This is a genomic window from Maribacter sp. UH1 (genome assembly GCF_056839145.1).
In genome coordinates this window covers 2,330,418-2,354,017 of record NZ_CM166387.1, presented here as the reverse complement: position 1 = coordinate 2,354,017, position 23,600 = coordinate 2,330,418, and the positions used below count along the sequence as shown (strand labels likewise).

General features: G+C 35.2%; 22 protein-coding genes. 16 read left to right on the top strand and 6 right to left on the bottom strand.

Annotated elements, in window-relative coordinates; all coding sequences use genetic code 11:
• Positions 1-7: 7 nt before the first annotated feature.
• The 3 genes from recQ to UH1x_RS10295 all read right to left on the bottom strand — a co-directional run bounded on the left by recQ (position 8) and on the right by UH1x_RS10295 (position 3,514).
• Positions 8-2,092 carry a DNA helicase RecQ gene (gene recQ / locus UH1x_RS10305; RefSeq protein WP_482621608.1) on the bottom strand — a complete coding sequence of 695 codons (2,085 nt, stop codon included), beginning with the start codon at positions 2,090-2,092 and terminating at the stop codon, positions 8-10.
• A 140-nt stretch (positions 2,093-2,232) separates the two neighbouring features.
• Positions 2,233-2,565 carry a single-stranded DNA-binding protein gene (locus UH1x_RS10300; RefSeq protein ID WP_299319354.1) on the bottom strand — a complete coding sequence of 111 codons (333 nt, stop codon included), beginning with the start codon at positions 2,563-2,565 and terminating at the stop codon, positions 2,233-2,235.
• Positions 2,566-2,824: 259 nt separating this feature from the next.
• Entirely contained in the window at positions 2,825-3,514 is a 690-nt protein-coding gene (locus UH1x_RS10295) for a GNAT family N-acetyltransferase (RefSeq protein WP_482621607.1), read from the bottom strand.
• 283 nt (positions 3,515-3,797) lie between these two features.
• Here UH1x_RS10295 and UH1x_RS10290 point away from each other — a divergent pair, with 283 nt between their 5' ends.
• On the top strand, positions 3,798-5,297 hold the full coding sequence (locus UH1x_RS10290; RefSeq protein ID WP_482621606.1) for a sensor histidine kinase: 1,500 nt from the start codon (positions 3,798-3,800) through the stop codon (positions 5,295-5,297).
• Positions 5,298-5,319: 22 nt separating this feature from the next.
• Here the strand turns inward: UH1x_RS10290 and UH1x_RS10285 are convergent, their stop codons facing one another.
• Entirely contained in the window at positions 5,320-5,955 is a 636-nt protein-coding gene (locus UH1x_RS10285) for a CatA-like O-acetyltransferase (RefSeq protein WP_482621605.1), read from the bottom strand.
• A gap of 154 nt (positions 5,956-6,109) precedes the next feature.
• On the opposite strand from UH1x_RS10285, the gene UH1x_RS10280 reads away from it, so the two are divergent.
• The 4 genes from UH1x_RS10280 to UH1x_RS10265 all read left to right on the top strand — a co-directional run bounded on the left by UH1x_RS10280 (position 6,110) and on the right by UH1x_RS10265 (position 9,773).
• The gene (locus UH1x_RS10280; RefSeq protein ID WP_482621604.1) at positions 6,110-6,313 is read left to right on the top strand and encodes a CDGSH iron-sulfur domain-containing protein; all 204 of its coding nucleotides are present in this window, start codon (positions 6,110-6,112) and stop codon (positions 6,311-6,313) included.
• 109 nt (positions 6,314-6,422) lie between these two features.
• The gene (locus tag UH1x_RS10275; protein WP_482621603.1) at positions 6,423-7,715 is read left to right on the top strand and encodes an allantoate amidohydrolase; all 1,293 of its coding nucleotides are present in this window, start codon (positions 6,423-6,425) and stop codon (positions 7,713-7,715) included.
• 6 nt (positions 7,716-7,721) lie between these two features.
• Positions 7,722-8,165 carry an SRPBCC family protein gene (locus UH1x_RS10270; protein ID WP_482621602.1) on the top strand — a complete coding sequence of 148 codons (444 nt, stop codon included), beginning with the start codon at positions 7,722-7,724 and terminating at the stop codon, positions 8,163-8,165.
• A gap of 57 nt (positions 8,166-8,222) precedes the next feature.
• Positions 8,223-9,773: a M20/M25/M40 family metallo-hydrolase gene (locus UH1x_RS10265; protein WP_482621601.1), complete on the top strand. Its 1,551-nt coding sequence runs from the start codon at positions 8,223-8,225 to the stop codon at positions 9,771-9,773.
• Positions 9,774-9,778: 5 nt separating this feature from the next.
• Here UH1x_RS10265 and UH1x_RS10260 read toward each other — a convergent pair whose 3' ends face one another.
• Entirely contained in the window at positions 9,779-12,367 is a 2,589-nt protein-coding gene (locus tag UH1x_RS10260) for a cyclic nucleotide-binding domain-containing protein (protein ID WP_482626472.1), read from the bottom strand.
• A gap of 203 nt (positions 12,368-12,570) precedes the next feature.
• Here UH1x_RS10260 and UH1x_RS10255 point away from each other — a divergent pair, with 203 nt between their 5' ends.
• The 9 genes from UH1x_RS10255 (at position 12,571) to UH1x_RS10215 (ending at position 19,801) form a co-directional block, all read left to right on the top strand.
• Positions 12,571-15,726 carry a WD40/YVTN/BNR-like repeat-containing protein gene (locus tag UH1x_RS10255; protein WP_482626471.1) on the top strand — a complete coding sequence of 1,052 codons (3,156 nt, stop codon included), beginning with the start codon at positions 12,571-12,573 and terminating at the stop codon, positions 15,724-15,726.
• A 7-nt stretch (positions 15,727-15,733) separates the two neighbouring features.
• A complete protein-coding gene (locus tag UH1x_RS10250) occupies positions 15,734-16,306 on the top strand; it encodes a pentapeptide repeat-containing protein (protein WP_482626470.1) in 573 nt (190 codons plus the stop codon).
• Positions 16,307-16,342: 36 nt separating this feature from the next.
• Entirely contained in the window at positions 16,343-16,909 is a 567-nt protein-coding gene (locus tag UH1x_RS10245) for a hypothetical protein (protein WP_482626469.1), read from the top strand.
• 2 nt (positions 16,910-16,911) lie between these two features.
• Complete coding sequence (locus tag UH1x_RS10240; RefSeq protein WP_482626468.1) at positions 16,912-17,130, top strand: DUF6500 family protein; 219 nt, start codon at positions 16,912-16,914, stop codon at positions 17,128-17,130.
• 7 nt (positions 17,131-17,137) lie between these two features.
• Positions 17,138-17,695, top strand: coding sequence for a hypothetical protein (locus tag UH1x_RS10235; protein WP_482626467.1), 558 nt, complete (start codon positions 17,138-17,140; stop codon positions 17,693-17,695).
• A gap of 207 nt (positions 17,696-17,902) precedes the next feature.
• Complete coding sequence (locus UH1x_RS10230; protein ID WP_482626466.1) at positions 17,903-18,412, top strand: outer membrane beta-barrel protein; 510 nt, start codon at positions 17,903-17,905, stop codon at positions 18,410-18,412.
• Positions 18,413-18,526: 114 nt separating this feature from the next.
• On the top strand, positions 18,527-18,907 hold the full coding sequence (gene gloA2, locus UH1x_RS10225) for an SMU1112c/YaeR family gloxylase I-like metalloprotein (RefSeq protein ID WP_482626465.1): 381 nt from the start codon (positions 18,527-18,529) through the stop codon (positions 18,905-18,907).
• A 51-nt stretch (positions 18,908-18,958) separates the two neighbouring features.
• On the top strand, positions 18,959-19,450 hold the full coding sequence (locus UH1x_RS10220) for a DUF6265 family protein (RefSeq protein ID WP_482626464.1): 492 nt from the start codon (positions 18,959-18,961) through the stop codon (positions 19,448-19,450).
• Positions 19,451-19,801, top strand: coding sequence for a hypothetical protein (locus UH1x_RS10215; protein ID WP_396632451.1), 351 nt, complete (start codon positions 19,451-19,453; stop codon positions 19,799-19,801).
• A 104-nt stretch (positions 19,802-19,905) separates the two neighbouring features.
• On the opposite strand, the gene UH1x_RS10210 is transcribed toward UH1x_RS10215, so the two are convergent.
• Complete coding sequence (locus tag UH1x_RS10210) at positions 19,906-20,370, bottom strand: CBS domain-containing protein (RefSeq protein WP_299319281.1); 465 nt, start codon at positions 20,368-20,370, stop codon at positions 19,906-19,908.
• Between the two features lie 120 nt (positions 20,371-20,490).
• Here UH1x_RS10210 and UH1x_RS10205 point away from each other — a divergent pair, with 120 nt between their 5' ends.
• Positions 20,491-22,773: a M28 family peptidase gene (locus UH1x_RS10205; RefSeq protein WP_482626463.1), complete on the top strand. Its 2,283-nt coding sequence runs from the start codon at positions 20,491-20,493 to the stop codon at positions 22,771-22,773.
• A complete protein-coding gene (locus UH1x_RS10200; RefSeq protein ID WP_482626462.1) occupies positions 22,766-23,572 on the top strand; it encodes an SDR family oxidoreductase in 807 nt (268 codons plus the stop codon). Before UH1x_RS10205 ends, UH1x_RS10200 begins: the two co-directional genes overlap by 8 nt.
• Positions 23,573-23,600: the final 28 nt, after the last annotated feature.

The window sequence follows — 23,600 nt, the reverse complement described above, 5'->3', positions numbered from 1 at the left end:
TCCATTTCTAAGAGTCTAACATATACAAAGCAAACTTAATTTTCCAATACGGCATTTTCTCCTCAAAGAATTCAAAATAGTCTTTTAGACCTGTAGCATCTGTTAGTTCTGATTTTGCCTTCTCTATTTCTGCTATTTCCTTTGCGTCTACAAACTGATTTAAATCGAGATCTTCACCTTCAGCGTGCTTTTTCATTAAATGTCCGTATATCGTATTCTCGGACAAATTTCTTGACGTAGCTATTTCAGAAACGGTTAACCCTTGTCTGAACAATTCAAAAGTCTGATCGTGAGTTGCTTTTTTTGATTTCTTAGCTGGAGCATTTTTAGTTATTTCAGCAATAAACACATCTGCATACTTTTCTAATTTCGCCTGACCTACTCCAGAGACTTGCATAAACTCTTCCCTATTTTTTGGGAGTTTAGCCTCCATATCCTTTAAACTTGCATCGCCAAAAACAACATAGGCAGGTACATTCTGTTCCGTTGCAATTTGCTGTCTAAGTAAACGAAGCTTTTCGAATAAATTAGTTTTCTTGGTTCGTGATTTTGCAACAGCCTTTGTCTTTTCTGTTTCTTTTTGCAATACTGCTAACTGAACTTTTTTTCCTGAAAACAAAATCTCTTTCGCCTGATCAGTTAACCCAAGTCTTGCACCTTCCCTAAAGTTAATATCTAGTACCCCTTGGTTCAATAACTGAATAACATATTGCTGCAGGTCTAACCAAGAGACATCTTTTACAGCACCATATGTTTTAATATTCTGGTAGCCTTTTTCTAAAACTTGAGCATTTTGTGCACCTCTTAAAACATCGATAACCATACCCATTGGTTCGCGTTCTTTTAAACGAGCAACACCAGAGCATACTTTTTGCGCCAATAACGTTGCATCAAAATAAGCAGGTGGAGCATTACAGATATCACAATTGCCACAACCTTCAGTTACCTGCTCTCCAAAGTAATTTAGCAGTGCTATTCTACGACAACTTAATGCCTCTGCAAATTGTTGCATACGCTCTAACTTAGCATATTCAACATCTGCATTTTCACTTTGAGTTATAAACCTACGAAGCTGAGCAACATCGGCAAAGCTATAAAATAGTAACGCGTGAGCTGGGAGACCGTCACGACCGCCACGACCAATTTCTTGGTAATACCCTTCTATGTTCTTTGGCAGGTTATAATGAATGACCCAACGCACATTACTTTTATCGATACCCATACCAAAAGCGATTGTTGCAGCTATAATAGGTACCTTGTCGGTAATGAATTCTTCTTGAACAGTAGAGCGTTCTTCTGAAGACATACCCGCATGATATGCCTTTGCATTAAAACCGGCATTGCGCAATTTCTCCGCAATAGACTCCGTACTTTTTCGACTAAGGCAATAGATGATTCCGCTTTCGTTAGGTCTGTCATCCAAGAAATCGAGAATATGCTTAATTCTATCTTGAGCAGGTTTTACATCAAGATATAAATTAGGTCTATTAAAAGAAGCCAAGTGACGTTCGGCGTTACCAATTTGCAATTGCTCTGCAATATCATCTTGGGTAGTTTTATCGGCAGTAGCCGTAAGAGCCATTACTGGAATATTTGGAAACCTTCTTTTTAATCCGCCCAACTGAGTATATGCAGGTCTAAAATCATGGCCCCATGAGGAAATACAATGCGCCTCATCAACCGCAAATAGACTTATTTTTAGATTCCCAAGAATGTTATTAAAAAAGCCCAAACTTTCTGGAGCTACATAAAATAATTTTAATTCCCCTCTTTCCAGTTTCCCAAGAATTTCTTGTTGTGTTTCTACTGATTGAGAACTGTTGTAATATTCGGCAGCAATTCCGTTAGCCTTCAGCACATCAACTTGATCCTTCATTAAAGCAATTAGCGGAGAAATCACAATTGCAGTTCCTTCAAGAGCCAATGCCGTCAGCTGATAACAAAGGGACTTACCTCCACCAGTTGGCATAATCGCCAACACATCTTTTTTACTAAGTGCATCTTCAATTATTGATAATTGATTCGGCTTAAATGAGTCGTAACCAAAATGCTTTTTTAATAATGGAATTAAGTCTTTTTCTGTTGTAATCATGTTTTGCAAAAATAGTGTTTGAAAATGTCTTTAGCAGGTCTTTTCACAGGATTAGATATTTACGAAGCAAGAAGCAATCTGTAAAATTCGTTTGCCCAACTTACAGATTACTTCGTCGTACTTCCTCGTAAAGATTTCATCTACTTCCCCAACATCAACAATTCATTACATCTAACTTCTGTGATGTATCTTTTCTCACCTTCTTTTGTTTCATAAGAACGATGGGTAAGTTTACCTTCCACGGCAACTTGTTTTCCTTTGGTTAAATAATTCTCTACAATCTCAGCTGTTTTCCCCCAGGCTACAATATTATGCCACTGGGTATCATCTACTTTTTCACCTTTCGCGTTTTTGTAACTATCGGTTGTGGCAATAGAAAACTTTGCCAATTTAGTGCCACCTTCTAAGTTTACAATTTCTGGGTCTTGCCCTAAATTTCCAATCAACTGTACTTTGTTTTTTAATGCGTTCATCTTACTAATTTTTATGGTTTAACAGTTCATACTATCAAGCCCTTTCGACTCGACACTGCAAACCTAGAACAGCATTGAAAATTTAATCGGTATGTAAACACTTACTATCGTTTGTTATCGCTTACAGTCGTTTATAAACTTTTATAATGCTTATATACAGGTATTTAAAATTATTTAAAATGAAATAAAAAAGAATTAAATTATTGAATCATAATAGAATGTAGAATAAAACCAAAAATATTAAACGTAAAAAGTGGGATTAATCAATTCTACGATACGTCCACCAATTCATATCTCTGGTTAATTTGTATCCTAATTTCTGATAAAGAGGTATAGCCAGGTTTCCTTTATTGGTATGTAGAATAGGTGTTTTATTTACTTTTAAAATCTCTTTTGTAGTATGAGCGATAAGTTGTTTTGCTAATCCTTTTCTGGTATAATCTGGATGTGTTACAACCGCACTTACTTCTATAAAAAGATTCGTTTGCATTCGCTGACCAGTTATTGAAACTAATTTCCCGTCTTTAAAAATTCCGTAATAATTACCCATTTCAAAAGTCCTTCTACGATAATAACCAGGCATTACTAACCAAATTAAATTATACACTTCATCAATATGCTCATCGGTCAGTAAAACAATATCTTCTGTTATTGAAACTTCTGTAAGTTCTTTTAACACCATTTGGCAACCATCAATTTTCTTCTCTAGAGCAATTATAGTTTCATCTATTAGCGGAGTCTGATTCTCTGAAACGAAGAAGAAACTATCTGTCGTTTTTATATATTGACTAGAAGCTTTTTCTGTTTTAGATTCATCGAAAAAAGACCCAAAAGTGCATACCTCTTGATCATAAAATTGCACTCCTTCAAATTCGACCACAAACTTTTTATGTGTTTCACTTAATGAATACCAAACGGGGTTTTTAAGTTGCTCTTCTAAGTTTGCCATAGTATAAATATAATCTGTAAAATGTAAAGTTGAATATCATCTAAAATACATTTTCATCATATCACAAATAGAACTTTTAAAAATTTTAAACAATCTATTATTCCCATATCTAGTTAAATGGACTTTTTTTTCTATCTTAAAAACAGAAAATTAGGCTCTTACATATCCCGTTTCAATTATATTAATCTATAATCTGATTTCTCCATGACATAGTTATGGTCTAGTATTGAAAAAAGTCATCTTAATGACTGCTTGAAAATCAATTAATATACCGTTTGTAATTATGAATATTATCGATTATAAATATCTAGAAACTTTTATTTTTACGGCAATATTCGGTTTTTTCGCTATTTATCACCTATTACTTTTTCTGGTTCTGAGATTCAAAGTTATACTGTATTACTGCATTATATTAGTTGGTTTAACCGCGCATTTCACACTTTACATATTATTATTCGATGCAGATGATAACTTTTCTCAGCTGATTCAGAACACTTCGTTGATCACAGCTATGATAACTACTTTCGGGTTTTTAATCTTTACTAAAAATTACCTCAATATAACTGAGAACAACAAACCTCAATTACACAAAGCTTATAAAATACTAATGTACATTACCATTACATTACCTATAATACACGTTCTTTATTTAATTCTTATTGGGAACAATTCTTTCAGTAAAATATTAGAATTAATAGCCGCAATTACTTCTTTAACCACCATGGTCTTAAATATCATTTCTGGAATTAAATTATTTCATGCAGAAAAATTCAATAAATATTATCTCTATTCCTACACGCCTTATCTTTTAGCCTCTATTTTATATATAGGAACTTGGTTGTTAGGTTATTTTTTTAATATTAAAACAGACAATATATTATTGATAACATCAACTCTTATAACCTTACAGATACTTCTTTTCTCCATTTTGATCGGGTTTAAGTTTAAATCAATTGAAGATGATAACAAAAGAATACAGGTTGATGCCAACAATAGACTAGCATATGAAGTTGATCGCCAGACCAAACAATTACAGCTGGCAAAAAATGAACTTGAGTTTCAAAACAAGGAACTGGAAACAGTTAACGAACTAAAAAACAAAATCTTCTCGCTACTAACGCATGATGTCAGAGGACCTTTAAATAATGTTAGTGTATTAATTGGATTGATAGAAAACGAACTGGTTGACACCCCTTTAAAACAAATTACCGCAAAATTGAAAAGCGATGTAAACGATAGAGTATCTATGGTAAATACTTTGTTAGATTGGTCATATAAACAAATGGAAGGAGTTAAGGTCAATAAAGAGCAATGCGATTTAAATGATATATTCAATACGGTAATCAAAGAATTTGAGTGGGCAGTAAAAGATAAAAATATTACTGTAGAACAAGAGATTCTGTGCCAAAGTATATTCATTGATCCGAACATGTTAAAGGTTATTTTACGAAACCTATTATCAAATGCCATTAAATTCAGTGAAAATGGTAAAAGAATAATTCTATCATCTCAATGCACCCCAACTATAGTAGAAATTAGAGTAAAAGATTTTGGATTAGGTATGAATACCGACTGGCAAAACAGTACGGAAAATAATAGCGGTCCTACCGTTAGAAAAGGAACAATTGGTGAAAAAGGAACCGGATTCGGTTTAATGATAACAAAAGATTTTGTAGAAATGAACGGTGGAGAAATAATTTGTATGAGTGAAATAAATAAGGGTACCGAGTTCATCTTAAGCTTTAAAAACTTAACAAATGAACAAGCAATACCTCACATCTAATTTATCAATTCCTTATTTAAATTTAAACCTCACCGGTTAAAGACATTAAACGTTGAAATTCGGCAACGAACAAACCAACCTCATACCCATCCATCAAAGCATGGTGCACATGTATTGATACTGGCATAAATCTATTTTCACCTTCACCCGTCATTTTACCAAATGAAATCTTAGGGCAGCTATCTGCAAATTCAAAATGCCGCGCATGGGAAACCGAAGTAAAATCGAGCCACGGCATGCTGGAGCAATGTAATACATTGACACCGCATTCTGGCAATTCTAATCCTGTTGATTTTTTCACCTCTTCGATTACCTTATTGGCAGCGTCTCTAAATTCATTGAACGACTTCTTATATTCAACATAAGAAAAACCGAATGTTCCGTTATCTCTACCAATGGTTGGCGATGCATGCACATAATCATACTCGAACACCTTACCATCTTCAATTCGGTATTTAAATGGAGTTATGGCATTAGCCGCCTTTAATGTTCTATGTAAATAAACCAAGAAAAATGAGTTACCAGATTGTTTTGCATAATCATAAGCTTTAGAACAATTTACCTTTACGGTTACCCCATGAAAAGGCTCACTGAACTGTGAAAAAAATTTGAAATGACCTGCCCTATTCCAATCCGCTATATTTAATTCTTTTTTCATCTATTTATTGACCTTGATTTTAGCTTAAAATCAGTTTTATTCAGCAATAAATATACAACCTCAAATTTCAATTTAAAATTGTGATAACTTGTACTTTTCAAATAAAGGGTGTTATTTCACTTTTTACAAATTATAATAATACATTAAAAAAACTATGGAAGAAAACAAAGACCAATGCACTACAGATATTATTGTAGCTAATAACGGACCGCTAAAGATAAAAGGGAATCTAAAAATTCAATTAGCATCGGGCGAAATTGTTACAAAAGAAGGAACTACGGGTTTTTGCCGTTGTGGAGTTTCAGAAAACAAACCATTTTGCGATGGATCGCACAGAAAAATAGAATGGGTAGGATAACTAATAAAAATTCTAATACATAAATTATTAGGTGTATACTACATCTCAAAAGTATACACCATTTTTGAAATATTCCAAGAGAGATAAAAACGCTTTACCATATAGGATCATGAAAAAATATAAGAATATAATTACTTTACTTTTAATTATTAGTCCTTTATTAGGTATTGCTCAAATCTCGGTGAATCAAGACCGATTAGAAAAGCGTATTCTAGATCTTGCCCAGTTTGGCATTCAAGAAAATGGCGAAACCGAACGTGTTGCTTTTAGTGATGCCGATGTTGCTGCCCAGCAATGGGTTATTGCGCAATTAAAAGCTATGGGCATTCAAACCCATATCGATTTTGCTGGCAACGTAATTGGGATACGAAAAGGGACAAAACCAAATATGAAACCTATTTCATTTGGTTCACATATAGACCGTGTTCCGCATGGTGGTAATTATGATGGCTGTGTTGGCAGTATGGCTTCTTTGGAAGTTATTAAAGTGCTTGATGAAAATAAGGTCAAAACCAAACATCCTTTAGAAATTATCATATTTTCTAATGAAGAAGGTGGTGTTGTAGGTAGCAGAGCAATCGCCGGGCATTTGAATAAAAGTGCTTTTGGGGTTATAAATTCAACAGGGTACACCATTGGCGAAGGTATGATGAGATTAGGTGGAGACACCACTAGGCTTGCAGAAGTGGCTCGTAAAAAAGGAGACGTTGCTGCCTTTATAGAACTACACATTGAACAAGGTGGTACTCTTGAAAAAGAAAATTTAGAGATTGGTATCGTAAAAGGTATTGTGGGGTTAAAATGGTGGGATGTTGAATTCAACGGTTTTGCCAATCATGCAGGTACAACACCAATGAATGCCAGAAAAGATGCATTATTAGCAGCCTCAAAATTCATTATAGCAGTCAATGAGGTTGCCACAAGTTTTGATGGATCACAAGTTGCAACTGTTGGTAGAATAAAGTCAGAACCAGGAGCACCTAATGTAATTCCAGGTCATGTAGTTACGAGTCTTGAAATTAGAGATTTATCTTCTGAGGTAATAGAAAAATTATATACTGCTATTGAAAAAAGAGCTAAAGAAATTAGTAAGGAATCTGGCGTAGAAATCACTTTTAACAAATTGGATACCACAGCAGACCCAGCCATCATGGATTCAACCATACAATCTGAAATTGAAAAAAGTGTTCAATCTCTTGAATTGAGTTACAAATCAATGCCAAGTGGCGCGGGTCATGATGCCCAAGACATGGCACTTATTGCACCCACCGGAATGATATTCGTACCGAGTAAAAACGGAATAAGTCATTCTCCAAAAGAATTTACTTCTGCGGTTGACATGGCAAATGGTGCTAATGTACTATTGCAAACTATTTTGGCATTGGACGATAAGCTTAAATAACATTTTATGAGAGACAATCAATCCATACATATAGAACAACTTCTAAATGCATCAATTGAGCAGGTATGGAAAGCATTGACCAATGTAGATGATATGCGACAATGGTATTTCGATGTTATTCCTGATTTTAAGCCAGAGGTGTCTTTTAAAACTAGCTTTTTAATTACGAATGGTGGTCGAAACTTTACTCATAATTGGATTGTAACGACCGCTATTCCAAAATCTAGAATTAGTTACACTTGGACCTTCAATGAATACCCAGGAGAAAGCATCTCTACATTTGAGCTATATGAGAAGGAGCATCAAACACTACTTACGGTCACAAGCGAAATCACAAAAGATTTTCTAACACATATTCCAGAATTTAAAAGAGAAAGCGGCGAGGCAGGATGGTCGTATTTAATTAAGGAAAGCTTACCTCTCTTCCTTCAAAAATCAGACAAATTTTAACAGCAATCTTCTATCCTTAAATGAGTACCTTAGTTCAACTAACAAACTATCTTGAACATGAAAAAAGGACTACTCATTTGTGCATACTTTCTATGCACTACCATCGCAATTTCACAAACTACAGAAGACATTGTCAATGCCATTGAAAAAGAAGGCGTTGAAAACTCGCAATTAGAGCAATTAGCCTACGAATTAATGGACCTCAACGGACCACGTTTAGTTGGAACACCAGAAATGAAAACCGCACATGACTGGGCAATAAATACCTATAAAAAATGGGGTATTGCTGCCGAAAACCAACAATGGGGAACTTGGAAAGGTTGGCAGAGAGGCATCACGCACGTAGATATGGTATCGCCCCGTGTAGCTTCGCTTCACGCCACACAATTGGCATGGAACCCAGGTACAAGTTCTAAAGGTGTTACCGCATCTTTAATAACATTGCCAAGTTTCAAAGATTCCTTATCATTTGTAAAATGGCTTCCTAATGTGAAAGGAAAAATAGTTATGGTTAGCATGCTGCAACCTACAGGTAGACCAGATGAAAACTGGGAAGAATACGCAACAAAATCATCCTTCGAGAAAATGAAAACGGAGCGCGATTCTATCGAAAAAATATGGAGACAGAATATTAACAATACAGGCTACACGAGTAGAAATATCAATGCTGCATTTGAAAAAGCAGGCGCCGTAGGTATTGCACAGTCAAGATGGTCTGAAGGTTTTGGCGCTAACAAAATATTTAGTGCAGGTACTGATAAAATTCCTGCAGTGGATATTTCTTTAGAGGATTATGGAATGCTGTACAGAATGGTTGAACATGGTGCAGACACTAAAATTAAAATAGTAGCCGAATCTAAAGACCTAGGCGTGGTACCAACATTCAATACCATAGCAACCATACCTGGCACTGAATTTCCAGAGGAATATGTAATTCTTTCTGCTCATTTCGATTCTTGGGATGGTGGAACGGGAGCAACAGATAACGGTACAGGCACAATTACCATGTTAGAAGCTGCTCGAATTCTTAAAAAAGTATATCCGAATCCGAAAAGAACGATATTGATAGGACATTGGGGAAGTGAAGAACAAGGTTTAAACGGTTCTCGTTCATTTGTTGAAGACCACCCGGAAATTGTAGCCGGCGTACAAGCTGTTTTCAATCAAGATAATGGTACCGGTCGTGTTGTTCGTTTATCGGGACAAGGTTTTCTTCATGCCTATGATTATTTAGGGCGTTGGTTAGAAGCCGTACCAGAAACGTATAAAAATGAAATAGAAACTACCTTCCCGGGATCACCTGGGCGTGGTGGTTCTGACTATGCCTCTTTTGTTGCTGCTGGTGCACCTGCTTTTTCTTTAAGCTCTCTTAGTTGGGATTATTGGAATTACACATGGCACACCAATCTAGATACGTATGACAAGATAGTATTCGACGACGTACGTAACAATGCTATTCTAACGGCTATTCTTACGTATATGGCTTGTGAAGATCCAGAGAAAACATCACGTGAAAAAGCAGTGTTAGGTATTAACCCTAGATCTGGTGAAAAAGGAGAATGGCCAACACCAAGATCACCACAACGCAAAGGTGGGCAAGACGAATAATTAATCTATAATTGATTTTCAAGCTCCAGGCTATCCGCTGCTTGTAGTGCTTTCTTAATTGCAGTACTCCACAGTGCATAGCCTTGTTTGTTTAAATGTAATCCGTCAGAAAGGTATAATTCCGGTATCGGTCTATTATCGGTAGTTATCATTTGCGCGAATACATTGATGTATTGTGCATTTAATTCGGTAATAAAATACTTGGACAACATTAAATTAGTTTCCATAATTAACGGAATTAAAGCTTCACGCTCTACACTAGGTTTAAGACTGATCAATGCCAATTCTACATCAGGATATTTATCTTGAATCAATCCTACTAATTCCATACATCCAGAAAGTACCTCTTGCGGAGTTTTACCACTATTCAAATCGTTCTCTCCTGCATACAGTACTATTTTAGACGGATTAGCTTCTGTAAATATCTCATCAAAATAATGAATACACCAAGCGAATGTAGATCCACCAAAACCAAGATTCACCACATTAAAAGGACTAAGATCTCGCTTCATATTTACCCATAAACGTACCGATGAACTTCCGTAGAAAGCTATCAAGTTTTCTTGGGTAGGTAATTTTGCTACGCGTCTTTTAAGTCGTTTTATTTCATTGCACCAAATAGCAGGTGGCTCTTCTAAATTATCAGCACCCGAACTAGATACATTTAACTGTTCAGCTCTTTCAATAGCTTCTTTGACATAGCCCTGGTATTCTAATTGGTATTGCTCCATAAAAGCATATAAATCTTTATTGCTTTTAGAAGGTACTTTTTCACTTAGCAAAAAAGGTTCTTTAATGGCACAGTAGTATAAAGATTTACCAATTCTATGATCAAAATTTACCATGACTACAGGTATTATATAAGGCTCTGGATCCCTATGCAATGCCAATTTAAAAGCGCCCATTTTAAAAGGACCGGGAGATTCGTCTGTTCTATAAGAGGTACCTTCAGGACTTATAATTAAGTTGTATTTCTGTTTTAAATGTTTAGACGCTTCACTGTAAAAAATACTTCTTGCCTCTTCTTTTCTATTACTAGAAGTTTCATCAGATTCTTTGGTATACACATTTATATAGCCCAGGTTGTCGTAGTAATTCTGATGACCGTATTCTTGTCCCTGCCCTATTCTAACTGTTCTAATACCAGGTTCTTCGTATTTTTTATACAAAACCATAGCACTTAGAAAATGAGAATCTAGGGTAATCTGAAAATTATTATTTAATGTATAATGTGGGTCATTGATTAAGTGGTTATAAATAAAAATATTACCGGTATCATTAGGCAAATTATCCCATCCTTCAATAATATAGGGTACGTTTTTAAACACCTTCATGGTCAACTCAGCGCAAACCTTTCTATTTTGCTCAGCATCTTTACTATTCTTTTCTGCTACATTCTCATAAATCTGTTGTAAGCCGCTTATAAACTCATGCTCTTTTTGATCTTCGCCCAGCAGTTCTAAACTTAATGAGGCAATATGCCGTTCTAGTGCAGTACCATTTTTAACCAAACCTGTTAAGGCATCATAAGCAAACTGCTTGGTGGTATTACTTTTTAGTAAATGTGGTACTTGGTGTAAAGGCGATGATAATAATAGGCGAGATTTATTATTCTTTATCAATTGATAAACGGCCTGCAGATTGTGCTTGCCCAACAAGCCAACATAACGTACAAAAGCAGCATTTAGCTGATTGCCCATAAGCCACAATAATCGCTGATAAAATTGACCTTCAAAAGCATCATCAATTTGAAACAATTTCATTAAATCTCCTTCAGGAATAAAATAAGCAGAGGTCTTCGTGTTTGTAATAGCAGAGCAAATATCTTTCTCCTTCATTAGGCATGACCACCCAAATACAAACCCTGAGTTCTTAATAGATCGTTGTTTAATTTCAATTGTGTTCTCTATTCGCTTAATGGTAACTTCTCCGTGAATGAGAATAAACAACCCATTACTAGAACCGTCTTGTACATATAAAACCTCATCGGGTTCATATTCCCTACGTTCTGCCAACGCAGCTAAAGCCATTAAATTTTTCTCTTCAAAATAATCTAGAAATGGTGATCGTCGCATTAAAGAAACAATCTCTTTTTGTTCAGAAACGGGAGAAATAAAAAACTGTCGGTCTTCAACAAAAGGCTGAAACCTTACGGGACTCAATAATTCGGTTTGCTTCGTTAGGGCAGTATGCAATACACGGTACAATTTTGAACCAATATTTTTCAGTAAAATATTCTGATGCCCCTTTTTTAAATACGTGTCTAGCTCATGAAATGGAATTTCAAAAAAAGATGCTTTTGGTGAAGCAACCGTAGCTTTATATGTAAATCTTTTGGGCGTATTGAATCCGTTTAAACCAATAGTAGAAAAAGGTTCTGAGTTTTGGCAAACGAGAATATCACTTTCAGGATTATCAAGTGAAATGTAATAGTTGACACTACCTTCTATAAGCCATCTAAACGTTCTTACTTTTTTATGAATATAACTGATGGCATATCCTTTAGCGTATGTTTTTAACGCTCCGTTCGGGAAATATTCTTTTAATTTTTCAGTAGTTATTTCTTGCTTTAAAACTCTATTTTGGTGTATCATACTCCTCCTAACTTAACCAGATAAAAGCGAAAAAAAAAGGACTGCCAACATTAAAACCAATTTGTCATTTTAGCAAATTGATATTGGTTAAAACCATAAAATTCACCCCCTTAAACTTAGAATAACCAAATTCAATTTATAGACTATCATTTTACACAGCCTTTTATTATCTTCCCTATTCAACAACTAATACAGACCACACCATGAAAATCATCAGACTTTTGCTCGTGCTCGTCATTATGGCACCGTTAGCATTACAATCTCAACGAAGAAAAAGTAAAATCACCCAACCAACCGTTAAACTAGAAGACTCTCTATTTACAGGATTAAAATGGAGAAATATTGGTCCGTTTAGGGGTGGAAGAAGTGTAGCATCAACCGGTGTCTTAGGTCAGCCCATGATTTATTACATGGGCACCGTTGGTGGCGGAATATGGAAAACTACGGATGACGGAATTACATGGAAGAATATTTCTGACGAATTCTTAAAAACCGCTACTGTAGGTGCCATTTCCGTATCTGAAAGCAACCCTAACATTGTAATAGCAGGTATGGGCGAACATGCAGCCCGTGGTGTAATGACTTCTATGGGCGACGGCGTATACAAATCTACCGATGCAGGTAAAACCTGGAAGCAAATGGGGCTTGATGAAACTAGACATATATCTGATATTATTATAGACCCTACCAACCCCGATATCATTTTTGTATCCGCACAAGGTGCCCAATACGGACCTTCTTCTCAACGAGGTATTTATAAGTCTACCGATGGTGGCGAAACTTGGAAAAATGTACTTTTTATAGATAACATTACTGGGGCATCTTCTTTATCTATGGATATGAACAACCCAACCATTTTATATGCAGCTATGTGGCAGCACAGACGCTTTCCTTGGACGATGGAATCTGGCGGAAAAAACTCGGGCATCTACAAATCTACAGATAGCGGTGAAACTTGGGAACAGTTAAAAGAAGGGTTACCTAAAGAAATGGGTAAAGCAGGTATTTCCGTTTCTAGAGCCAACCCAGAACGTGTATTTGCTGTAATAGAAGCAGAGGGAGAAAAAGGTGGCGTATATCGGTCTGACGATGCCGGTAAAAAATGGACCTTAATCAATAAAGACCGTATCAATATAACACGCTCTTGGTATTACATGGAGATTTTTGCCGACACCCAAAATGAAGATATCGTTTACGTATTAAATGCACCTGTAACAAAATCAATAGATGGTGGAAAATCTTTTTCACCCCTACCAACACCACACGGTGATAATCATGATTTATGGATAGACCCTTTGAACAATCAACGTATGATCAACTCTAATGATGGAGGGTCAAATGTTTCTAATAACGGTGGAAAAAGTTGGAGCTCACAAGAGAACCAAAATACAGCACAATTCTACAGGGTAATTACAGATAATTTAGTACCCTATAACGTATACGGTGGTCAACAGGATAACTCTACCGTAGCGATTGCCTCTAGAACAAATGATCGTGGTATCGACTGGAAAGATTGGTATGCCGTTGCTGGTGGCGAAAGCGCATTTTTAGCCTTTGACCCAGATAATCCTGAATTGATATATGGTGGAACGTACCAAGGTAATATTGATAAGTGGGATGCAAATACCAAAGAATCTAAACCTATTAAAGAATACCCTGAATTAGGCTTAAGTATATCACCAGAAAATGCAAAGTACCGTTACAATTGGAATGCACCGATAATTACCTCTCCACACGACAGAAAAACCATTTATCATGGTGGTAATGTTGTTTTCAAATCTACGGATGAAGGTCAAAGTTGGAAAGTTATTAGCCCGGATTTAACTAGAGACGAAAAAGACAAACACGGTCTTGGCGGTGGTCCATTTACCAATGAAGCTGCTGGTGGTGAAATATATAACACCCTAACTTACTTGACAGAATCTCCACATGAAGAAGGTGTAATTTGGTCTGGTAGTGATGATGGTTTGGTACATGTAACCAAAGACGGTGGCGCAAACTGGGCAAATGTTACTCCCGCAGGTGCAAAAGAAGGTATCATAAACAGTATTGAAGTGTCTCCTCATGATCCCGCAACAGCTTACATTGTTTTGATGCGATACAAGTCGATGGATTTTGCCAACTACATCTACAAAACAACGGACTACGGAACTACATGGACAAAAATCACCAATGGCATCACAGGCGACAATACATTTACACGTGTGGTTCGTGCAGATAAAAAGGTAAAAGAATTGATATACGCAGGTACAGAAACTGGCTTATTTGTTTCGTTAGATGACGGTATGCACTGGCAGCCATTACAATTAAATTTACCCTTAACTCCTATTAATGATTTAGTTATTCAAGACAATGATTTGGTTGCTGCAACGGCTGGTCGCGCATTTTGGATATTAGATGACTTAGCGGCTTTACAAAATGCTACTACTCCGAAACAAGACATAAACATTTTTAAACCAAAGGACACCTATTTGTTTATTGGCGGTTCTAGTGAAAAACCACTTCCTGGTTTGGGCAGCAATCCAAAAAGCGGAGTAACTTTCGATTATTATTTAAGCGAAGCACAAGACAGTACCCAATTAAAATTAGAAGTACTGAAAGATGGTAAGGTAATTAGAACCATAACCAACCAAAAAGACAAAAAATTTAAATCTTGGCCAGGCGGTCCGGCAAAGCCAGCTATTTTAGCTTCAAAAAAAGGATATAACCGTTTTACTTGGGATTTTAAAAGAGAGCCTTTACCTGCAGTGGAAAAGGTTTTTGTTCTTGGCGGATTAAACGGGTCTACTGTTGGTCCTGGTGATTATAAGTTAAAATTGACCTTAGGAGAGCAAACAGCAGAAACAACCGTAACCATTTTACCTCACCCAAAAGTAAAAGCAAGCATGGCAGACTATGCAGAACAACAAAAAATGATGAAAACCATTGAAGCTACCGTAGTAGAAATGCACAATGCGGTAAACGATATGCAGTCGGCAAAATCGCAATTAAAACAATATGATAAATTACTTACAGATAATGAAAAAGCAGAAGCGTTATTAACACAAGGCGATTCTTTAACAAAACGCATAACCACTTGGCAAGAAAACCTGATTCAGCCTAACCAGAAAACCTTTCAAGACGTGATTAATTTTGAAAATAAACTGAATTCACAATTATTGAATTTAAGAGGTTATATTGATGCTGTAGAACCAAAGGTTACTGCTGGTGCAAAGGAGCGATTAAAAGATTTATTAGCAATGTGGAATACCTTTAAAACAGAGCATAATGCAATTATCAATACTGAAATGAAAGCGTATAACACGATGTTTCAGAGCTTAGAAATACCAGCAATCATTTTACCACAGGCACAAAACTAAAATTGAATTGGAAAAATTAATACTAGATCAAACTTTTAAAGGTCAAAACTATACAGCCACCAGACTACCCAGAGCGGAGTATGAGAATTGCACCTTTGAAAGTTGTGATTTTTCTAAGGGATATGTAGACAACCAAACCTTTTTAGAGTGCGAGTTTATAGATTGTAATTTGAGCAATGCAAATGTTGTAAATACCACGTTCAAAGATGTGAAATTTTCCCATTGCAAACTTATGGGGTTAGCTTTTAATACCTGCAATACTTTTTTAATGGACTTTTCCTTTTTTGACTGCAATTTAAGTTTCTCCATTTTTACCGATTTAAAACTGGTGAGTCAGGTTTTTGTCTCTTGTAAAATGGAAGAAGTAGATTTTGGAGATTGCGATTTAAGCAAATCAAAATTTGATGAATGCAATCTAGAACGTGCTATTTTCTCAAGAACCAATCTTGAAAAAGCGGATTTTAGTTCGGCAATAAATTTCAATATTGACCCTGATAATAATTCTATGTCAGGAGCCATATTCTCTAAAGATAATTTAGCTGGGTTGTTACAAAAACACAAATTGAAGATACTAAATTAATTAAACCCCTAATTTAAGACCACCTAAATTTTCAATATGAAATTGAATCGAAAAATTTTTATCGCATATCTATTTATAGTGTTTTCAGCTTGTCACGAAGAGGAACCGAATTATTTTAATTTAGCTGAAAAATCATTTTCTAAATCTAATTATGTATTAGCAAAAAATCAATTGAACATGTTGAAATCTAATCATAAAGATTATGAAAAGGCTAGAACACTTATTAAAAAAATAGATAGTATAGAAAAGAATCTTTTACTTGAAAGAATTAAATCTGATTCGATTTTTACTAATAAAAAACAACTGTTATGGACTAAGCATGCTGGAAATTACATAGTCAACGTTAGCGATACAAATTCGATAGAATTCGCTGAAATCTATGTTCTTTCAGATGATGGAAATGCAAAATGGATGTGGATATACAATCCATATAGTAAGAAACCGACTGTTGACCAAACAAAGAATGGAGTATGGTCAATAATTGATGACGAACTAATTATCTCAATAGAAAATTCCAAAGAGACTTATGAAAATTTCAATGGAGTGAGGAGAGAAAAATCCCTGACTAAAAGATTTTTAACTGAAATTAATGAAGAATTTTAAAAATGACCCAAGCAATTAAAGCAAAAATCATTGAAGTCTGTGATGCTAAGATTACTGCAAAGGGAGAAAACGTTGGACTATCTTTCTATGCATTTTTTAAGAACAAAAACGACAATCCTGAGCTTTTGATGGAAGTGGCTCAATGGTGGATTTTAGAACACAAATTAGACCATTTTGAAAAAGCGGTGAAGATCAAAAAGATGGTAGAATCGTTAAACTAAAGAAATAATGAAAAACACATTTCTTATGCTATTCGTAATAGGATTATTGTTCGGTTGCGGCAATAAGAAGTTAAGTCGTAAAGAAACTGTTACTACATATTATAAAGCTTTTGATTCTGGCGATTTCGAAAAGCTAAAAACAGTAATTCATGACAGCATTACCATAGTTTCCGGTGATTTTGTTATGCCATTTGATAAGAATAGTTTTAATGAATTCTATAAATGGGATTCCATTTTTAATCCGTCATATGAAATACTTGAATTGGTTGAAGATAACGATCACCTTATTGCGACCATCAGTCAAAAGAACATCCGCAATGCCTTTTTAAAGAACAATCCGCTAAAGCTGAAGGTTAAGGTCTCTTTTACTGCAGGTAAAATCACAAAACTTGAAGAGCTCGATTACATTGGTGTAAATTGGAAAAATTGGAATCAACAGAAAGATTCTTTAGTAAATTATATCAAAACAAATCATCCTGAACTAGATGGCTTTGTTAATGATATGACCATGACTGGAGCAACGAATTATTTGAAAGCGATTGAATTATATGAGGGTCGGGATTAGTTAAAGTTTAAGTATGATACTATTACAAGCCTAATAAATGGATATTTAGATAATAACCTCACTAACGACTAGCAAAAATTTCAACGTATATAATTAGACTATTAATAAACATTGACAATTAAAATAATTAATTATCTTTCGCAGATATTTACAATTTAAGAATCACAAACAACATTAATTAACTAATTGTTAGTCAAAACATTAACCATGAAAAAAATCACTTTATTATTAGCCTTGTTTACAATTGGCTTTACGTACGCACAATCACCATTAGAAGAAGGAGCTTTACAAGCAAATGCAGGAGTTGGTTTCTCAGGATGGGGGGTTCCTATCTATGCAGGATTAGAATATGGTGTTGCACCGAACATATCTGTAGGTGGAGAATTATCTTATCAAACTTATAATCATGGCAGTGGTTTAGGTAGTGATTTTAAAAGTAGCATCTTCGGTGTTACTGGTAATGGTAATTATCACTTTAATGAAGTATTTGAAATTCCAAGTCAGTGGGATTTATATGCAGGAGCTAATTTAACATACTATAGCTGGTCTACTAAAATTAACGGTAGTACTGTTGATTATAGTGGTGCAGATAGTTTCGGTATAGGTTTACAAGTTGGTGGTCGCTATTTCTTCGATGACAACTTTGCAATCAACCTTCAAATTGGTGGCGGAAATGTTGTAAGTGGAGGTAGAATCGGAATTACTTATAAATTATAAGAACACTTTTTACAAAATATCAAGGGTGGTTTACAACGATGTAAACCACCCTTTTTTGTTTTTTAAATTTTCTAGCTAACCTTCTTTTAGAAAAATAATTCTAAATTGAAACCAATGAACAAAGTACACCACACCGCCATCATCTGCTCTAATTACGAGATTTCTAAAAAATTTTATACAGAGGCTTTAGGCTTAGAAGTTATTCGTGAAGTTTATCGCGAAGAGCGACAATCTTACAAATTAGATTTGGCGTTACAAGGGGAGTATGTTATTGAATTGTTCTCTTTCCCTAATCCGCCAAAAAGACCATCTAGACCAGAGTCATGTGGTTTGCGTCATATAGCTTTTGAAGTAGATGATTTAGAAAAGATAATTGCACATTGTAAAAAACACGATGTAATAGCAGAACCTATTCGTGTAGATGAGTTTACCAATAAACGATTCACCTTTATTGCCGACCCAGACGACTTACCTATAGAGTTTTATGAAAAGTAAGTGAAGCCATTTGTAAACGTTTAATTTGTATCTTGTTGAAAATACTAGAACATGAAATTTTTACTGCTTTTTTTACTATCCTCAATGTGTTTACTTCAGGCACAAAACACAGTTTCTTTTGAAGAAGGCATGACGAGTCCTGCTGCGACTATTAGCAGCATAGATTGGCTTGCGGGACATTGGAAAGGAGAAGCCTTTGGAGGAATTGCCGAAGAAATATGGAGTCCGCCTGCAGATGGTTCAATGATGTTCTCATTTAGACTGTTAGATCAGGGAATAGTCAGTTTTTATGAATTTGGACATCTAATAGAAATAGACGGCACTTTACTTCTTCAACTCAAACATTTTGATCCAAATTTAAGTGGCTGGGAAGAAAAAGATGAAAACATAGATTTCAGGTTAGTAAAAATAGAAGAGAATAAATTTTACTTCGACGACCTTACTATAGAACGCATATCTGACAAAGAAATAAACATGTATGTTGAGGTAGGTGAAGAAGATGGAACATCTAACGAAGTCACCTTTAATTACCACAGACAATAGATGAAAAAGGAATGTTTAGAATGCGGCAAAGAGGTTTTGGGCAGAGCCGACAAAAAGTTCTGCAATGATTACTGTCGCAATACCTTTAACAATAAAGTAAACCCAGACAGCAAAAACCTTATTAGAAACATCAATAATAAGCTACGCAAAAACTACCGCATTCTTGATAGTTATAAATTAAAAGACGGCAAAACGAAAACCACACGTATGCGGCTAATAGATAAAGGTTTCGATTTCGACTTTATCACCAACCTATACACCACAAAAAAAGGCACTACCTACTATTTTCTATATGATTTAGGCTACCTACCATTAGACAATGATTTCTATATGATCGTGAAGAGAGAATAGCTCGTTGTTGGTTGTTGGTTGAGAATAGTTTATCAAAAAGTCTCCTTTTCAGGAGACTTTTTGATAAACTTACTTCTTACTTCTTACTTTGTACTTTTCAATTTCTATTTCCAATTATGCCCACTTAATTTAAGTGCGGCCACGACTATATCCTTTCTACTAATTTGACCAACTAAAATATCATTTTTCATTACGGGTAATCTTCTTCTATTGTGTTGGGCAAAAATACCTGCTGCATCAAAAATTGAAATATCATGAGGAATGGTTTCAACTGACTTGGTCATAAAATTTTCTACACTCTTATCTAAAATAGGTTGATTGAAGTACCTACTTTCAGAAATCTGCTTCATACAATCTGCCTCAGAAATGATACCTACAAGAAATCCATTTTTATCCAAAACGGGACCACCAGAGATATGATGTTTTGCAAATTTTTCCATTACGGTTAAAATTGAATCATCTGGCGAAAAAGTGATTAACTTAGTGGTCATGTAATCAGCGACCAATATTGGGGCTTCAAATTCCTTTTTAAATACTTTTCTAACGCCTTGAAAGCTTTTGATTCCCATGATAGTTTATTTAGAGGTTGATTACTAAAGATAACAAATAAAACGAATTTTACTAATATTTTTCGATGAATACCTACATATACTCAGTATTTTAGGACTTTTTAAAAGAATATCATAATCATGAGAAAAACGCCAACCGTATTAACTTTACTTTTAGTCATTCTTGCCACATATTGGAGTTTTAGGGTACTACTACCACAATATAATGAGGGTAAAACAGTGGTAGACACTGAATTTTCTACAGATAGAGCCTTGCAACATGTAAAAGAAATATCAAAAGAACCGCATGGTGTCGGGTTTCCTGCACATAAGACTGTCCGTAATTATATTACTGCAGAACTCCAAAAGTTAGGTTTGGAAACTTCTTTACAAGAAGGGTATACCGCTGGTGATTGGGGTAATTTGAGCAAAGCAGAAAATGTATTGGCGAGAATTAAGGGAAGTGAATCTAATAAAGCCTTATTACTACTAAGTCATTATGATAGTAATCCGCATTCTTCATTAGGCGCTAGTGATGCCGGTAGTGGTGTTGCTACAATTCTAGAGGGCGTAAGGGCTTTTTTAAAAACTAATACCACACCTAAAAACGATATCATCATTCTCATATCCGATGCTGAAGAATTAGGTCTTAACGGTGCCGATCTATTTGTAGATAAACATGAATGGCTGAAAGATGTTGGCTTGGTTTTAAATTTTGAAGCTCGTGGTAGTGGCGGACCAAGTTATATGTTAATGGAGACCAATAGAGGAAATAGTAAATTAATTACTGAATTTATAGCTGCAAATCCTGAGTTTCCAGTAGCAAATTCACTTGCCTATAGTATTTATAAGATGTTACCCAATGATACGGATCTAACCGTATTTAGAGAAGATGGCGATGTAGAGGGGTTCAACTTTGCGTTTATTGATGACCACTTCGATTACCACACTCAAATAGATAATTATGAAAGATTAGATAGAAACACGCTGGCTCACCAAGGTAGCTATCTAATGCCATTATTAACCTATTTCAGTAATGCTGACATCAGCAACTTAAAAAGCCTTGATGATAACGTATATTTCAATGTACCTTTCTTTAAAATGGTTTCCTATCCGTTTAGTTGGATCATACCCATGCTTGTCATTGCCATTCTCTTTTACATACTATTATTAGTATCTGGATTTCGCAAAAAAGTCCTAAATGGAAAAGATATTTTAAAAGGGTTTATTCCCGTGCTCTTTACCTTAATAGTTAACGGAGTTGTAGGGTACTTCAGTTGGCAGTTTTTAAAATGGCTATACCCAAGCTATAAAGATATTTTACATGGCTTCACTTATAACGGCCATGCTTATATCTTTGCGTTTACCCTATTTTCATTAGGCACTTGTTTTTATGCATACTATAAATTCAAGGTAATTAAAACCGCAAATTTATTGGTAGCCCCGTTCATGATTTGGATTATCATTTGCGGACTAGTAGCGGTGTATTTACAAGGAGCCGCATTTTTCATTATACCTTTATATAGCTTTTTGGTTGCCTTTTACGTGCATATAAATCAAAAGAATCCGAATCCGTTTTTACTGGTATTTCTTGGCATTCCGGCATTGTTCATATTCGCACCTTTCGTAAAAATGTTTCCGGTTGGCTTAGGTCTTAAAATGTTGGCAGCTACTACCCTATTGACGACATTAATCTTCTTTTTATTACTTCCCTTAGTTACCAAATACAGAAAAAAAGGTGCATTGGCATTTCTAAGTTTCTTGTTGTTTGCAGGCTTTATGGCATCTGCGCATATGAACTCTGGATTTACCAACGATAGACCGAAACCAACTAGCCTATTATATGTTTTAGATACCGATGAAAATAAAGCGAAGTGGGCAACTTATGAGCACCGACCATCTGACTGGACTTCGCAATACATCACTAAAAAAGTTGCAGATACCCTTCTTTCAAAAAAGACCATAAGTAGCAAATACGGCTCTAATTTTACGTTTACAAATGAAGCTCCGTTAAAGAATGTACCAAAACTAACTATTGAGGTGCAACAGGATACCATAGTAAATAATATGCGCACAGTTCGTTTATGTATTACTCCAAACAGACCTATAAACCGTTTGGAAGTTTTCACCAACGATGTTGATATAGTAAAGGCAGATGTAAATGGAATAGAATTGTCTGAGCATTTTCTTAAAAATAGATATGGAGGTAGACTGATTACACATTACATCAGTGATAAAAATTACACCGACATTGTGCTAGAATTACCAGTAGAACAAGAATTGGAACTTACCATATATGAAGCTTCTAATGATTTACTTACCAATGGATTATTCACAATACCAAAGCGAAAAGAAAATGAAATACCAATACCATTTGTATTGAACGACGCCATATTAACCATACAAAAAGTGAAATTTGAATAAGAAAATAGGCGTAATTGGGTGTGGATGGATGGGTTTACCACTAGCTGAAAGTTTAATAGCAAGTGGTTATAAAGTCAATGGAACTTCTACATCTAATGAGAAAATATCGATCTTAAAAGAGAAAGGCATTACACCGTTTAAAATAGCTTTATCCGAGAATGAAATCAATGGCGATATTGATTCATTTCTTGATTCGGTATCAGTGCTAGTTATAAATATTCCGCCCAAGTTAAGAGGAAAAGGTCCTAAAGAAAGTTACATTGCAAAGATTACATTATTGCACCAGGCTATTAAAAAATCGGCAGTAAAGAATATCATATTCGCTAGTAGCACGGCAGTTTATGGTGATACAGAAGGTACAGTTACCGAGAAAACCCCACCTAACCACACTACGGAATCTGGCAAACAACTGGTACAATGCGAAGACCTTTTAAAAAACGATAATGATTTAAATACCACCATTATCCGTTTTGGAGGATTAATTGGTCCGAACAGACATCCTGTAACTATGTTATCAGGTAGAGAAAACCTTAAAGGTGGTAACGCTCCCGTAAACCTAATTCATTTGAATGATTGTATTGGAATAATAAAAAGAATTATTGAATGCGACCATTACAATGATGTGATGAATGCCGTTTATCCTGAGCATCCAACGAAAAAAGAATATTATACCAAACAAGCTGCAAAAAGAGGTATACCAGCACCACAATACGATGCTACCGGCAAAAATCAAAAAATAGTATCATTTTGTAGTATTTTTCTTATTAATAACTATAACTTTCTTACACCTATAAACTAAACCTACACAACACTTAGCTTCCCTTTCA